This is a genomic window from Vreelandella arcis (assembly GCF_900103865.1).
Taxonomy (GTDB): Bacteria; Pseudomonadota; Gammaproteobacteria; order Pseudomonadales; family Halomonadaceae; genus Vreelandella; species Vreelandella arcis.
On the sequence record NZ_FNII01000002.1, the window covers coordinates 330,584 to 345,796 of the forward strand.

General features: G+C 53.7%; 15 protein-coding genes. 7 read left to right on the top strand and 8 right to left on the bottom strand.

Going from position 1 to position 15,213, the window contains the following annotated elements; all coding sequences use genetic code 11:
• The first annotated feature begins 246 nt into the window (after positions 1–246).
• On the top strand, positions 247–1,239 hold the full coding sequence (locus tag BLR97_RS03485; protein ID WP_244511177.1) for an ABC transporter substrate-binding protein: 993 nt from the start codon (positions 247–249) through the stop codon (positions 1,237–1,239).
• Between the two features lie 12 nt (positions 1,240–1,251).
• Complete coding sequence (locus BLR97_RS03490; protein WP_089702520.1) at positions 1,252–2,637, top strand: 3'-5' exonuclease family protein; 1,386 nt, start codon at positions 1,252–1,254, stop codon at positions 2,635–2,637.
• A 7-nt stretch (positions 2,638–2,644) separates the two neighbouring features.
• On the opposite strand, the gene BLR97_RS03495 is transcribed toward BLR97_RS03490, so the two are convergent.
• From BLR97_RS03495 to BLR97_RS03505, 3 genes are all read right to left on the bottom strand, one after another.
• Positions 2,645–3,442 (bottom strand): alpha/beta fold hydrolase, encoded by a 798-nt coding sequence (locus BLR97_RS03495; protein ID WP_089702522.1) that lies wholly within the window; start codon positions 3,440–3,442, stop codon positions 2,645–2,647.
• Between the two features lie 32 nt (positions 3,443–3,474).
• The gene (locus BLR97_RS03500) at positions 3,475–4,143 is read right to left on the bottom strand and encodes a 7-cyano-7-deazaguanine/7-aminomethyl-7-deazaguanine transporter (protein ID WP_089702524.1); all 669 of its coding nucleotides are present in this window, start codon (positions 4,141–4,143) and stop codon (positions 3,475–3,477) included.
• A gap of 119 nt (positions 4,144–4,262) precedes the next feature.
• Complete coding sequence (locus BLR97_RS03505; protein ID WP_089702526.1) at positions 4,263–6,176, bottom strand: propionyl-CoA synthetase; 1,914 nt, start codon at positions 6,174–6,176, stop codon at positions 4,263–4,265.
• Positions 6,177–6,455: 279 nt separating this feature from the next.
• Between BLR97_RS03505 and BLR97_RS03510 the strand changes: the two genes are divergently transcribed.
• Entirely contained in the window at positions 6,456–6,773 is a 318-nt protein-coding gene (locus tag BLR97_RS03510; RefSeq protein WP_089702528.1) for an ArsR/SmtB family transcription factor, read from the top strand.
• 41 nt (positions 6,774–6,814) lie between these two features.
• Here BLR97_RS03510 and sohB read toward each other — a convergent pair whose 3' ends face one another.
• A complete protein-coding gene (gene sohB, locus BLR97_RS03515; RefSeq protein WP_089702530.1) occupies positions 6,815–7,846 on the bottom strand; it encodes a protease SohB in 1,032 nt (343 codons plus the stop codon).
• Between the two features lie 186 nt (positions 7,847–8,032).
• On the opposite strand from sohB, the gene BLR97_RS03520 reads away from it, so the two are divergent.
• Positions 8,033–8,344, top strand: coding sequence for an SCP2 sterol-binding domain-containing protein (locus tag BLR97_RS03520; protein WP_089702532.1), 312 nt, complete (start codon positions 8,033–8,035; stop codon positions 8,342–8,344).
• 8 nt (positions 8,345–8,352) lie between these two features.
• Here BLR97_RS03520 and nudC read toward each other — a convergent pair whose 3' ends face one another.
• The 4 genes from nudC to BLR97_RS03540 all read right to left on the bottom strand — a co-directional run bounded on the left by nudC (position 8,353) and on the right by BLR97_RS03540 (position 11,140).
• Positions 8,353–9,132 carry an NAD(+) diphosphatase gene (gene nudC / locus BLR97_RS03525; RefSeq protein WP_089702534.1) on the bottom strand — a complete coding sequence of 260 codons (780 nt, stop codon included), beginning with the start codon at positions 9,130–9,132 and terminating at the stop codon, positions 8,353–8,355.
• On the bottom strand, positions 9,125–9,856 hold the full coding sequence (gene dnaQ, locus BLR97_RS03530; RefSeq protein ID WP_089702537.1) for a DNA polymerase III subunit epsilon: 732 nt from the start codon (positions 9,854–9,856) through the stop codon (positions 9,125–9,127). The genes nudC and dnaQ overlap by 8 nt, the downstream gene beginning before the upstream one ends.
• A gap of 9 nt (positions 9,857–9,865) precedes the next feature.
• The gene (rnhA, locus tag BLR97_RS03535) at positions 9,866–10,327 is read right to left on the bottom strand and encodes a ribonuclease HI (protein WP_089702539.1); all 462 of its coding nucleotides are present in this window, start codon (positions 10,325–10,327) and stop codon (positions 9,866–9,868) included.
• Positions 10,328–10,393: 66 nt separating this feature from the next.
• Entirely contained in the window at positions 10,394–11,140 is a 747-nt protein-coding gene (locus BLR97_RS03540; protein ID WP_089702542.1) for a class I SAM-dependent methyltransferase, read from the bottom strand.
• Positions 11,141–11,242: 102 nt separating this feature from the next.
• Between BLR97_RS03540 and gloB the strand changes: the two genes are divergently transcribed.
• From gloB to BLR97_RS03555, 3 genes are read left to right on the top strand one after another with little or no spacing between them, the layout of a single operon-like run.
• Entirely contained in the window at positions 11,243–12,010 is a 768-nt protein-coding gene (gloB, locus tag BLR97_RS03545) for a hydroxyacylglutathione hydrolase (RefSeq protein ID WP_089702544.1), read from the top strand.
• A 26-nt stretch (positions 12,011–12,036) separates the two neighbouring features.
• Complete coding sequence (locus tag BLR97_RS03550) at positions 12,037–13,242, top strand: transglycosylase SLT domain-containing protein (protein ID WP_089702546.1); 1,206 nt, start codon at positions 12,037–12,039, stop codon at positions 13,240–13,242.
• A 33-nt stretch (positions 13,243–13,275) separates the two neighbouring features.
• Positions 13,276–15,198 (top strand): extracellular solute-binding protein, encoded by a 1,923-nt coding sequence (locus tag BLR97_RS03555; protein WP_089702548.1) that lies wholly within the window; start codon positions 13,276–13,278, stop codon positions 15,196–15,198.
• Positions 15,199–15,213 lie beyond the last annotated feature (15 nt).

Here is a 15,213-nt window from a genome sequence, read left to right on the forward strand (position 1 = left end):
GTTACTGCGCCATGTTTGTCGACAATCGTCAATTGAAGGCTGGTCAGAAGCTTTCCAGGCCAGATACACTTTGGTCTACGTTACTGGGAGTTGATGACAATGCTGACTTATTTGTGTCGCACTAGGTACTTTTTACTGATCATCCAGGTTTTTGTATTATTCGTAAGTTCAATCACATACGCAAATGAGTCAGAAACACCGAATGACGCCAGTGGTGACTCGCTCGAACTCAACACTCGAGTGATCGTGCCCCCTGCTTGGTGGACTACCGAACCCGATGCCAACGAGGCGTTTCAAGAGGCACCCAGCAAAGCCGATACGCCCGCTCTACCGCTTGAGCCGCCGCCGATTCAACGTATCCGCATTATGCTGGATTGGTTTTTGAGTCCGCAGCATGCCGGGCTGATTATTGCCCAACAGCGCGGGTTATTTGCCGCGCAGGGAATGGAAGTGGAGCTTCAAACCCCTGCGGATCCGACCATTGCGCTTAAGTTATTAGCCGCGGATGAGGTCGATTTTGCCCTTAGCCGCCAACCAGCACTGCACCTCTATGCGCATAACGGCGCGCCCGTCGTGCGTATTGCAACGCTGATCGAAACGCCGCTTAGGGCGGTGGTGGTGTCCGGAGAGCTTGACGAGCCTATCAAAGAGGATTTAGCAACGTTACGTTATGGCTACTCGACCCGTGAAGGTCGTGATCTATTTATTCCCCTCATCGTGCCCGATGCACTTACCCAGTCAGGCAATCTAGCTCCACCCGCCAACCTTCATTTTGATGCTCGGCGCGCCTTCGAGGAGGAACAGGTTGATGCAGTGGTCGATGCGCCTTTCCAGTCATTGCCAGCGCAGTTAGCGAGTGAAGGGATTAATACGCGAGTCATTCGCCACGATGCATTGGATATTCCACGCTACGACGGCCTTGTCTTGCTAGCCAACCGTGATGGTGCTGCCCGACGCGCGGATACCTGGGCTCAAGTGGTGGCGGCCATTGAAAAGGCTCATCATTGGATGCTGGAAAACCCCGATGCTGCCTGGCAGTTGCTGATTGATGCCGAGCCTGTACTTGATAACCCCATCAATGCGGACAACTGGCCAGACATGCTGAGGCGTATCGCGTTGTCACCAGGCGCAGTGAATAACCGGCGCTATCATGCCTTTGAGCGGTTTCTGCAAGAAGAAGGCGTTACCCAAGAGCAGCTTCCCGTATCGCGCTTAGCCATCGACCCTCACGCCCTTTAGCAAGGCAGATGCATGACCCAGCCAACGCTTGTATTGATCGATGTTGAGACCACCGGCACGCGGGCCACACGATATCGAATCACCGAGATCGCCGCGTTAAAAATTGTTCAGGGCGAACAAGTCGATCGCTGGACAAGCCTGGTCAATCCTGGGAGCCGAATCCCTAATCAGGTGTCTCAGTTGACAGGTATTGATGATGCCATGGTGTATGCCGCTCCTCGCTTTGAGCAAATCGCCGAATCACTGCGGGCGTGGTTAGGCGATGCCACCTTGGTCGCGCACAATGCGCGCTTTGATGAGGGATTTTTACGCCATGAATTTCAGCGCGTTGGGTTTAATTACCGCCCTTCACTGATATGTACGCTGCGTTTATCGCGCCGCATGTCGCCCGACGCTCAGCAACACCATCTGGGTGCCGTACTCGACCGCTACCAGATTGAAACCATAGGCCTTCATCGTGCCGAGCAAGATGTCATGGGCTTATGGCGTATTTGGCAAACGTGGCAGCAACAGCTCACCGAAGAACAATGGCAATCCCTACTCGATGAAGAGCGCAAGCGTCGTCATCTGCCTACGCATCTTGATAGTGATATCCTCGACCAACTGCCATCTGGCCCAGGGGTTTACCTGTTTTACGGCCATAACCGGCTGCCGCTTTATGTCGGCAAAAGCGTTAGGTTGCGTGACAGGGTTCGCGATCATTTTCAGCGTGCCCGCCAGGATGATAAAGAAATGCGACTTGCCGAGCAGATACAGCACATTGAATGGGAAGAAACGGCGGGTGACTTAGGCGCCCAGCTGCGCGAAGCACAACTGGTCAAATCTTTGTTGCCGATCATGAATCGCCAATTGCGCAAACAACGTAAGTTAACCACCTGGCACTGGCCAGATGATGCCTCCCAGCCCGAGCTGCTCAGCGGCAACGTGCTCAATCATTCATCAGCCGGCGTTTTCTATGGGTTGTTTCGTAATGCCCGTGAGGCGAAAGAAACCTTGCGTACCCTGGCCGAAACTCACCAACTTTGCCCCCGCGTGCTTGGCCTGGAAAAGGGCAAAGGCCGCTGTTTTAGCAGCCAAGTCGGTAAATGTCGCGGCGCTTGCTGGGGTAACGAAACGATCACTGCTCATAGCCAACGAGCACGCCGAGCATTGCACCCCTTGCAGGTCAATACGTGGCCATGGCCAGGACGAATTGCCATTAAGGAAGCCCCGGCAGGGAGTGACAAAGCCGCTTGGCATATTGTGAATCAATGGTCTTATCTGGGCTCTGCCGCGACGCTTGCAGCGGCAGAAAAACTCGACCCCATCCCCGCCAGCTTTGATATCGATAGCTATCGCATTCTGCAGCGTTTTTTACGCCAGCCGGATGAGCACGGTTTATCCATAACGCCTTTGTAAACCACTATCAGGGGGTTTGCGCCGCCAAAAATGCCTCAACCGATTGTTGAAAGGCAGTTGGCTGATCGGCATGCAGCCAGTGCCCGGCTTGCTTAAGCGTAACCACGCGCGCGCTGGGCAGCATATCGCGCAATGCAGGCAGCATGGCATCGGAGACGTAGGGTGATTCATCGCCGCGCAGCACCAGGGTTGGCCCCTCGTAGGCCGCCGTACCTGCGGGTACGCCGATGATAGCTTCGTAGTCTTGACGGATATGATCCAGCCCAACGCGCAGCGTCAACCCACCTTGCTCGCTCCGCACTAAGTTAGTAGCCAGAAAAAGCCGAGTCGGCCGCGAATCCACGTGCTCTGCGAGCAAATCATCGGCTTCTCTTCGATTAGCCGGCTGCCCTTCTCTCACGCGCTCTAGCGCAGCGAATACATCGTCATGGCCGTGCTGGTAGGTCACCGGCGCAATATCCGCTACCACCAACGAGGCAACACGCTCGGGATGCTGGCGCGCTAAGCTAATCGCCACCTTCCCGCCCATTGAGTGCCCCAGCACGTGTACGCGAGAAAGCGATAGCTTGTCCATGACAGCCAGCACATCAGCGGTCATCTGCGCGTAGCTCATCCCGGCTGCATGGGGTGAGCGGCCATGGTTACGCAAATCGATCGCAATCACCCGACGCGATGTCTGCCACACCTTAAGGTGCGAACGCCAGTTATCGGCGCTACCCAAAAGCCCGTGAATCACCACCAGCGGTGTCGCGTCGGGATGCTCATCCGATGGCTGGTCGAGGTAATACAAGTCTACCGGTGTCATGGAGGCTCCTTGGTAATTAGCGTATTAGGCGTCTATGCGGTACGCGGCGCGGTGTCGGGCTGGTCTGTCCACACCACCAGCCTGCGGGTTAGCCAGGATAACAATAAGCCATACAAAGGCAGAAAGAACAGCAAGCTAACCGCCAACTTAATAGCGTAATCGACGGCGGCGATTTCTACCCAATGGGTGGCCATAAAGGGGTCAGGACTTTGGTAGAACGCCACAGAGAAAAACGCAAAGGTGTCGGCCAAATTACCCAATACGGTCGAGCACACCGGAGCCACCCACCACACCCACTGGCGCAAACGATCAAACACCTGTACATCCAGCAATTGCCCGACGACGTAAGCTAAAAAGCTCGCCAGGGCAATCCGCGCAACAAACAGGTTCCACTCGCTTAATGCCTCCAAGCCGGCGTAACGCCCCTGGGGGAACACCACCGATACCACATAGGACACCACTAGTGCAGGCAGCATGACACGCAACACAATGGCACGCGCAGGCCCCTTGCCAAATAGGCGGACGGTCAGGTCGGTGGCCAAAAAGATGAAGGGAAAGCTAAAGGCACCCCAGGTGGTATGAAAGCCAAACAAGGTGAAGGGAAGCTGAACGAGATAATTACTGGCCGCAATAATGCCAATATGAAATGCCACCATCACGGCGAGGCAACGGCGGTGCTGAGCGTCGCTTAATACGAACATACGGAGCCTTTTTATGAAGACGAGGGGTTAGGGAACCCTCAACGCATTGCGCACCTGAGTGCGGTGAGAGGCGCATTATACGCCTTCTCGACCGCAATAAAAGTAGGCGCTAAGCAATGCTAGATAAGCGGAGGCGCCTTATTCGCGCTGCCCACCTGGTGGTCGCACATGGCACGGTGGACATCATCCACGCTGGTGGGGTCATCGATGGTTGACGGGATCCCCACCTCTTGGCCATCGGCAAGGTTTCTCAACAGTTTACGTAAAATTTTGCCTGACCGTGTTTTGGGCAGTCGATCCACAACAATGACTTGCTTGAAGCAAGCAATGGGGCCAATTTGCTCACGGACGCGGGCGATCAACGCTGCTTCTAGGGCCTCAGGCCCGTCAGTATAGCTATCTTTGGGAATCACTAAGCCTACGGGCAACTGCCCTTTAAGGTTATCGTGAATACCGATCACCGCACACTCGGCCACCGCTGGATGCCCGCCTACTACTTCTTCCATTTCCCCGGTCGAAAGTCGGTGGCCGGCCACGTTTATCACGTCATCCGTGCGGCCCATAATGAAGAGATAGCCTTGCTCGTCAAAAAAACCACTGTCTCCGGTTAAGTAGTAGCCTGGGAATGCGGCCATGTAGGCAGAATGAAAGCGTTGGGGGTCGCCCCAAACGCCCGTCAAACAACCCGGCGGCATGGGTTGTTTGATAACCACACTGCCCTGCTCCATGGGATTTGCTTGCTGACCGTCTCGGTTCAGCACCTGCACATTAAAACCTGGTACGGGAACGGTCGCCGACCCGGGTTTAGTGGGCATTGGCTCAATGCCTGGGAGGTTCGAGGCGATAGGCCAGCCGGTTTCTGTTTGCCACCAGTGATCAATCACTGGAACGTCAAGCAGATCGTCAAGCCAGTGGTAGGTTGGCGGATCAAGCCGCTCGCCCGCCACATAAAGATGCTTAAGGCTGCTGATATCGAATTGCGACAGATATTGCGCGTCCGGGTCTTCTTTTTTGATCGCTCGAAAGGCAGTGGGCGCACTGAAGAAGCTGGTAACGTTATATTTTTCGATGAGACGCCAAAAGCTGCCCGCATCGGGCGTTTTCACTGGCTTACCCTCGAACAGCACAGTCGTGCAGCCACGAAGCAACGGGCCGTAAACAATATAAAAGTGGCCCACCACCCAACCGACATCCGAGGCGGTAAAAAACACATCGCCTGGCGCCAGGTCATAAACCGCCTCCATCGAGTAGGCAAGTGCTACAGCATAACCAGCGGTGTCCCTAACGATGCCTTTAGGTTTTCCCGTGGTGCCAGAGGTATACAGCACGTAAAGCGGATCGGTGCCTTTAACCGGTACCCAGTCAGCCGGTGAGGCCTGGCTTACCAACGTATCCCAATCATATTGGCGCTCATCAAGCGGCGCCTCGCATTGCGCACGCTGCTTGATAATGAAGGCTTCCGGCTGATGCGTGCTTAGCGCAATCGCTTGATCAAGAATGGGTTTGTACGCCACAACTTGACTCACCTCGATGCCGCAGGAGGCGGCCACCACCACTTTAGGCGCGGCGTCTTCAATACGCGCGGCGAGTTCGTTGGGAGCAAAGCCGCCAAATACCACGGAATGAACCGCGCCAAGCCGGGCACAGGCGTACATGGCGACAACGGCTTCCGGAATCATCGGCATATAAATGACCACGCGGTCGCCCTTTTCGACGCCTAATTGCGCAAGCGCTCCGGCAAAAGTGGCCACCCTTTCCAACAGCTCACGGTAGGTAATTGTTTGCTGCGCGTGGGTAACGGGAGAATCCCAGAAGATAGCGGCTTGGTCGCCTCGGCCGTTTTCAACATGATAATCCAGCGCAGCATGGCAGAGGTTCATCTCACCATCGGGAAACCAACGTGCATGCTGCTGGTCGTCATAGCTCAATATCGTTGCCGGAGGGATTAACCAGGGAATTCGCTTCGCCTGATCGGCCCAGAAACGTTCTGGCTGCTCGATGGACTGCTGGTAAATCTGCTGATAACGGCGCATAGGAGGCACCTATTGTTGTTGTGGTTAGGAAAAGCCCAGATGATTGTTGACACTTTATGCGCAAAACAAGCGAAAAACCTTACGACGATAGACTGAAATCCTTCAAAAGGCTCATCGCTCTGCTTCATTGTCGACAAATACCGCTGATTAACCGTTAAACCACCACTTGGACAAATCCCGCTAAATTATTGATCATTAAATAATCAGAACCTACAACGTGACGATGCCCTCAACAACCTATAACAATGCTACCTCTCGAGGGTAGGCTAGGAGATACCCATGTCGGCTTCCACAAGTGCTGCCCGCCTGCTAGACAATAACGGACGCGCCATTGAGGCAGGAACCAATTTATTAAAAGCGTTGGCGAATGAGAAACGCTTACAAATATTGTGCTTGTTAGCCGGGAAAGAACTATCGGTAACGCAAATCAATCAACAGCTTGCACTGAGTCAATCGGCGTTATCACAACACCTTGCGATTTTGCGACGCGATCATTTGGTGGATACACGACGCGAATCGCAAACAATTTATTATTCGCTTAGCAGTGATAGCGCCAAGGCCATTATCAGCACCTTGGCGGATCACTTTGCGGCCTGAAACTTTTAAACAGGGGTAGGTTAGCTTAAACGCCAAGTGTGTTAGCGCCGATGCCAACCGGTCGCTTCCAGCATACTTACCCCTTTTAGCACGGCGTTTTCTACTCCGCTGGCCATTGCCAGTCCAAATTTACGGCCTATCGTTTTGGGGGCTTCTAATGTGACGCGATAAACATAGGCTTGTCCGATACGCTCCATCAAATAGGCTTCGCTGGTGCCCACGCTGTCGACTAAGTTTCGCTCGAGTGCTTCGCTGCCATACCAAATCTCGCCCGTTGCCAGCGCATCGATGTCCATGGCGGGGCGGCGCTCGCCAACGTAATGCTTGAATAAGCGGTGCGTGTTCTCCAGGTCTTCGAGGAATTTTTCGCGCCCTTCTTCGGTATTCTCCCCCAGCATGGTCAGCGTACGTTTATATTTACCCGCCGTTAGCATTTCAACATCTACATCGTGACGCTTCAGTAAGCGATGAATGTTAGGAATTTGTGCGACGACGCCAATGGAGCCAATGACGGCGAAAGGCGCTGCTTTGATGTGATGCGCGGTGGATGCCATTAAATAACCACCGCTTGCCGCGACTTTATCGACACAAACGGTCGTCGTAAGCCCCGCCTCTCTTAAACGGTCAAGCTGGGCGGCAGCTAAACCATAGGCGTGAACCAACCCGCCGGGCGACTCAAGGCAAATCACTACTTCGTCGTCGCGTTTAGCCACCTCGATAAGCGCCGAGATTTCTTGAGCAAAGTGTTCAGTGGCTGACGCTTTTATATCGCCTTTGAAGGTGAGTACCCATACATTTGGGGTCTCGATGTCAGCCTTTTGCTTACGACGGTGCTTATCCTCTTTTTGAAAGGTTTTGAGTAATTTTTTACGGATGCCAGCAGGTGTTGTGGCAAGGCGGATGCGTCTTGCACGGCTACGCCGACGATCGTGTAACGCTTCTACGTGAAGCGTTAAGTCCCGATCACCTTCGGATTTAGCACGTGCAATAAGCAATATACCAATACCCACGATGGCCGCGATAATGCAGGCTTGTACGATAAACGTACCTATCTCTACTACCCATTCGCTCACGTATATCTCCTTGAACAATTGACATTAAGCCGCTACTCACGCGACCGTTGGTGGTCAGCGCATTAAAACAGTGCTTGATATGAAACGTATGTTTGAAATATCCTCTTTGCAAAGTCGCAATATTGTACAGTGATGCTACAACTTGCCCGACAATATTATCTACATTGCAATTAACGGAACTTTATTATGTCAACGAATACCCTAGAAAAGTTGCAGTCCCGCTTTGATCCGAAAGCAGCTCAAGGGATGGATGAGGTTTTCCAGTTTCATTTCTCCGATGCCGGCAGCCATTATCTCGATATTCAGGATGGCAAGCTCGATATTCATGAAGGCGAGCATGACGACCCATCCGTGAGCTTAAGCATGAGCACTGACACGCTAAAAGGCATCATGAATGGCGATATAAACGGCATGACGGCGTTCATGACGGGGAAACTCAAAGCCACGGGCAACGTGATGCTAGCCACCAAGCTCACCAGCTTATTTCCTGGCGAGTAATCGCCAGGCTACCGCCAACGAGCTAAATGGGTTTCAATCAGCTCACGCGAAATCGAGTAGACCGGCGGCAGCGCGGGCAACTGGCGTGGTGAAAACCACGCCGCATCGCTTATCTCCACGCCGTCAATGCGGATTCTGCGCGTGGTGGCTTCGGCAAAATAGCCTAGCATCAGCGAGTGGGGAAACGGCCAGGCCTGGCTTTGATAATATTTCAACTGGCTGACGTGAACGCCGACTTCCTCAAAGATTTCCCGGTGCACGGCTTCTTCGGCCGTTTCCCCCGGCTCTATAAAACCTGCCAGGGTCGAATAGCGTCCAGGTGGAAAACGCGGGCTACGGGCCAAAAGCATGGCTTCGCCACTGGTGACAAGCGTAATAATGCAGGGAGAAATCCGCGGATAGTTACGATGGCCGCAAGCTTGGCAATGCATGGCAAACTCTGTTGCCAGCTTGGTGGCTTCTGCGCCACAGCGGCCACAAAAGCGATGATTCTCAAGCCATGCGCCTACTTGCAAGGCGGTTGAAAGCAGCGAATACCACTGCGACGGCAGTTCGCTCATCCACTTACGCCCGTCTATCCACTCGTCTCCAGGCGACGACGCTAGCTGCAGCGCGACGGGCTCGTCTTCCCAGTAGCACAGCGGCTGCATGTCACTGGTCCATGGCTGCCAACCCTGCAGTGGCGTTAACGTCTTATCGACTGAAGGTGATGCGGGGGCCAACCGGCTGCGCGAAATAAGCAGAACGCGCCCTTCGCGCGCCTGGTGGGGAATTTCTCGTTTAAGCATCGCGTACCGTATCCCCAAACCAGCGAAGCTGATGTGTCTCACACTTTGCCCGGTGGGCTTGCTGCTCTTGCTCATTCGGCGTAATGACACGCAGCTGGCCGGGCGTTAGCGTCATGCGCTGAATGGATAAACCTGTCTCAGCGGGTGTATCGCTGTTCTGTGATTGGTTAGCTTCAGCATCCAGCGTCAGCGCAGTTTGCCCGCCGGTCATGGCCAGATATACTTCAGCCAGGATCTCCGCGTCTAATAATGCGCCGTGCAATACGCGGTGGCCATTATCGATATCGTAACGCTTACATAACGCATCGAGACTATTGCGCTGGCCAGGGTGCATTTTTCTGGCCATGACCAGTGTGTCGAGGACGCGACAGTGATCACGGACTGGCCCCAGCGGGTTAGCGCGGCCCGACAACATGTTTAATTCGTGGTCAATGAAACCCACATCGAAGGGCGCGTTATGAATAACCAGCTCGGCCCCTTCGATGAATGACCAAAAAGCGTCAGCGACTTGAGCAAATACCGGTTCGTTGGCGACTTTCGCGTCATCAATCCCGTGTACCGCCACCACTTCTGCGTCGATGTGCCGCTCGGGGTTGATGTACTGATGATAAGTGCGGCCCGTGAAACGCCGGTTGACCATTTCCACGGCACCGATTTCTACCAAGCGGTGACCATCTTTAGGATCGATGCCGGTCGTTTCCGTATCCAATATGACTTGGCGCATCTGAGTCTCCTATGCGTTTTGTTTGGCTTCATCAATCGCTTGGTTGGCAAGTGCATCGGCGCGCTCGTTGCCGGGATGACCGCTATGGCCTTTTACCCAATGCCACTCAACCTGATGCCGTTGGGCTTCGGCATCTAACTGCTGCCACAATTCGGCGTTTTTTACCGGCTGTTTGGCGGCGGTTTTCCACTGACGCTTCCGCCAATTATGGATCCACTGGGTAATGCCCTGCCGAACGTATTGAGAATCGGTCCAAATCGCGACCTGACACGGTTTATTCAGCGTGCGTAGCGCCATAATAGCCGCCATCAGTTCCATTCGGTTATTGGTGGTAAGTGCTTCAAACCCATAGAGGGTTTTCTCATGCTCACCACTGGCTAGCACGACGCCCCATCCACCTGGGCCCGGGTTGCCCCGGCAGGCGCCATCGGTATACACGGTTACTTCTGGCAACCGGTCAGTCTCTGTCACGTTGAGGGTCCTTAGATCTATGAGGTCGCGTTCTTAATCTCTTACGCTATGCTGTTCATGACGTTGCTAATCACTCTTGGAGCGCGTAGCACCCAGTGAGCTGGCAGTTAGCGGCGCTTTTAACCCAAACTTAATGCGCTGCGCAGGCGCATGACGCTGGCGACGCTTGGCCAGCAACATATAGCTTTCTCCCAGCGGGCAATTATAGCGGCGGCCCAGAGATTCCCAATGCTCGATGCAGCGGCTTCCAGGCCAGCCTCTAAAGCAGCAATAGTCTACTCGCTCGACCTCAAAATCGACAAACCTCAGCCAGTCGCCCATCTGGCTGGCGGTGCGCCATTGCCCATTCCAGGGATATTGGCCTTGGCGTTTACGCCATTGTTTGACGAGGCCGCTAATACCCACCGGATTAAAGCCAAAAAGTACCAAGATGCCGCTATCCGAGGTTACTCGCGTAGCCTCTTGCAAAACATGGTGGGCATCGGGTAAGTGCTCCAACCAATGATGCAGCACCACGACATCCAAGCAGCGATCGGGTAATGCCAATCGCTCGGCTGGACAAATCAGGGTCTGCTCGCTTGTGGCACTATCCCGGGTGGGTGACCATTGAAGTTTATGCGCAATATCCGACATTGACATCAGCGGCGGCCCCATACTGACCTCAAGACTATGACCGCCCGATCGCGAGTCAACAACCGGCCCTAAGCAGGCTCGCTGGGACGCCCATAGCGATTTTCCGGCCTCCGAATCCCAGTAGATTCGGCTCGCTGATAGCTGCTTCGCTAGTGACGCTGGCGCTGCTGAATTTGACATGTACCGCTCAACCTTCCAAAGTAGCGACTTTTTGGCGTCTTGCATGCATCATAGAAACACTATCAAATGCAAGTGCTAATTCATCTTTAAAGGATCTCGCCAATGTTGAGCGTGACACCGATTCCCGCCTTAAGCGACAACTATATTTGGCTGCTTCGTCAAGATACCAGCCAAGAAGTGTGCGTAGTGGATCCAGGTGAAGCGCTCCCCGTGATTGAGTTCCTTGAACGTGAATCGTTGTCTCTCAGCACCATCCTGATTACACACCATCACCCAGATCACACAGACGGTTTAGGTGAGTTAATCAGGCGTTATACACCGAGGGTTATCGGCCCTAATAACCCCTCAATTGAGGGTATTGACGAGCGTGTTGGCGACGGTGACGAAATCCGCGTTATGGGCCGTCTATTTGAGGTCTTTGAGACGCCTGGACACACGTTAGACCATATCAGTTATTTTACACCAGGGATTCCCCCTTTACTGTTTTGCGGTGACACCCTGTTCTGCGCCGGTTGCGGCCGCCTCTTCGAGGGCACGCCGGAGCAGATGCATAAGGCCCTAACTCGTTTTGCAGCGCTGCCAGAAGAAACGTTTGTATTCGCCGCCCACGAATATACGCTGGCGAACCTTCGCTTTGCTAACGAGGCTGATCCGGAAAATCCAGACGTCAAACACGCCTTAACGGAGTGTGAGAAGGCACGGGCATTAGATCGCCCCACCTTACCCAGCACGATAGGACGCGAGCTGAAAATCAATCCCTACTTGCGCGTGAATACCGAAAGCGTACGCACAGCGGCAAGCAAACAGGGATCCATTGATGATGATCTCGCAACGTTCGCCACTCTTCGCGAGTGGAAGAATCGTTTCTAAACGCTATCGCAACGACGTAAACCACTATGACCTATCGCACGATTCGCCAACGCCTTTTATTAAGCGCTGGCAGTACGGTGATCATGAGCCTGATATTGGCGGCTGCGGCAAGTTCGCAAGCCTCTACAACAGACTATGACGCCTCTCCACGCATGGCGTCTAGCGACGCCAATAGCTTAGCCACCGCTCGTCCGTCCCCGATGCACTTCTGGGAGGAGCTTACGCTGGAGCCTCAGGATGCCTGGAGCAAACTGCGAGAAAGCTTTCATTGGCGTGATCAGTCGCTACCGGCTGACGCTCAAGCGCGCGTGGACGAATGGATTGATCATTATTTAGCGAGTCCTGAAAACATCGCCACCATCACCAAGCGCGCAACGCCTTGGCTCGCATGGATCACCCAGCAAGTAAGCGAGCGGCAATTGCCGGGGGAACTGGCCCTCATTCCCTTTGTTGAGAGTTCTTTCGACACGGGCGCCTATAGCCACATGGGCGCAGCTGGCCTGTGGCAATTTATGCCTCGCACCGGCGACGCACTCGGTCTGGTTCGTAATGGGCATTATGATGGTCGGCTCGATGTGGTTAGCTCGACAAATGCCGCGCTCGACTATCTCGAAATGCAAGCTGATCAATGGTACGAAGGTGATTTACAACTTTCGCTCGCGGCTTACAACGCGGGAGCTGGCACGGTGAATAAAGCGAAACGTCGCGCCGAAAGCCAGGGGAAAATTGGCGAGTATTGGGATCTGAAGCTGCCAAATGAAACCATGCAATACCTGCCCAAGTTACTTGCCATCGCCACCATCATCGATGACTCAGAACGCTATGGCATCAACTTGCCGGACATTCACACCGATCCTGCTTTCGCCAAGGTAAAGCTTGAGCATTCGGTCACTTTGTCTGAAGCATCCAGGATGCTGGACGTAGACAAGTCGGCGTTGGCCGATCTCAATCCTGGGCTCTTAAATGGGTCTCTACACCCATCGGATGCTCAAACACTGCTGGTGCCGGAAGAAGTCAGTCATCGCAAACTCGCCCAGCTTTCTAACGGTGCCAACGACCGTCAGATTGCTGCCCGTAACGCGCCGGATACTTACCGGGTTGAACGCGGCGATAGTTTATCGGCGATTGCTAATCGCTATAATCTCAGCGCGCAAGAATTAATTCGATTGAACGCGATTGAGCGTCCCGATGCTTTACAAGCGGGCCAACTCCTGACACTTTCAGAACGTTAAGAATATTTGCCTTGTCGATAGGGAAATTGCCCCATGCACTGCGGCGTTATTGTGCGGCCCGTTTTAAGCGTTACTCGCTTCGTTCTACTCGCGTTACTGGCGTTGGCAAGCCCTTACGCCAATAGCGACGATGCCAATAGCGACGATGCCAATAGCAACACACCGACGCCCGCCACGGATGGCGCGACACCCATTGAAACCCGACATGCGTTGTCGCTGTATGGCTCTCCAGCCCTTGGAGAGGAATTTCCGCACTTTCCCCACGTCAATCCTGATGCGCCAAAAGGCGGTAGCATCAAGCACACCGCTGTGGGTGGCAGTTTCGATTCGACGAATCCGTTTATTATTCGGGGCACCCCGGCAACAGGTGTCATTCGAATCTATGACACCTTATTGGCGAGTAATCCTAACGAACCGTTCAGCTTATACGGTTTGCTTGCTGAAGGTGTACGCCTTGACCCTGACCGCCAATGGATTGAATTCGATATTCGGCCTGAGGCACGTTTCCAGGATGGTGAGCCCGTCACCGCCGACGATGTCGTGTTTTCATTGGATCTGTTGCGTGAAGAAGGCAATCCCTTCTACAGCAGCTACTACGCAGGCGTTGAGCGAGCCGTGGCGGTGAATGAGCACCAGGTACGTTTTATCCTTAGCGACCAAGAATCCCGCGAACTGCCGCTTATCATTGCCCAACTGCCTATCTTACCGCAGCATTATTGGGAAAAGCATGATTTCACCGCGCCGACGCTGGCAGCCCACCCTGGCTCTGGCCCTTATAAAATAGCCGAGGTAAACCCTGGACGTCAGATTGTTTACCAGCGCGACGAGCAGTATTGGGGCAAAGATCTGCCGGTTAACGTTGGCCGCTATAACATAGACCGTGTGATCTATGATTATTACCGAGACCGGGATATTGCCTGGGAAGCTTTCAAAGCGGGACTTACAGACTTCCGTATTGACGCCCGCGCCGCCACTTGGGCCATTGGTTACGATTTTCCTGCCTATGAAGAAGGCTTGGTGAAACGCATCACCGTCCCCGACGTTAACCCGTCCATGATGCAGGCGTTTGTATTTAACTTGCGCAAGGAAAAATTCCAGGATCCCCGCGTTCGTGAAGCCTTGAGCCTAACGTTTGATTTTCCTTGGCTGAATACCAATATTTTCTACGATACGTATCGACGCACGGAAAGTTTTTTCCAGAACTCCGACATGGAAGCTGAAGGCCTCCCCTCGGAAGAAGAGCTAGCGCTGCTAAAGCCCTTCAAGGAAGAACTGATTGCCTCCCATGGGTCGGATCGCTTATTCACCGAGCCGCTTCCTATCCAAGAGCCCACAGATCTACGCGAGCGACTACGCAAAGCGCTGAATCTACTCCGCGACGCTGGCTACCGGGTAGAGGACGGTATTTTAGTTGACAAGGACACCCAGCAACCATTGCGCTTGGAAGTATTACTCTACGATTCGGGACTCGAGCGTGTCGTGCAACCGATGCTGCGCAACATGGCGCGACTAGGGGTACAAACATCACTGCGCATTGTCGATATCAATCAATATCTTAATCGGCAACGCAATTTTGATTTTGATATGGTGATTAGCCACTTTCCTCAGTCCAATAACCCAGGAAACGAGCAGCGTGACTTCTGGACCAGCGACGCCGCAGATTCACCACAAAGCCGCAACCGCATGGGCCTACAAAACCCCGCGGTTGATGCGCTGGTAGAGCAACTTATTCGCGCCGATGACCGGGATGAACTCAATACCATCACGCAAGCACTGGATCGTGTATTGCGCTGGGGCTTTTACGTTATCCCCCACTATCATTCAGGTGAGACGCGGATCGCTATTTGGGATAAATTTGGTTACCCCGAGCCCTTCCCTAAATATGCCATGGATTTAGATGCCTGGTGGGTAGACCCTGAACGTGAAGCTGCTTTACAGCGCCGATTACGTCGCTGAACCGGTGTAAGGAGA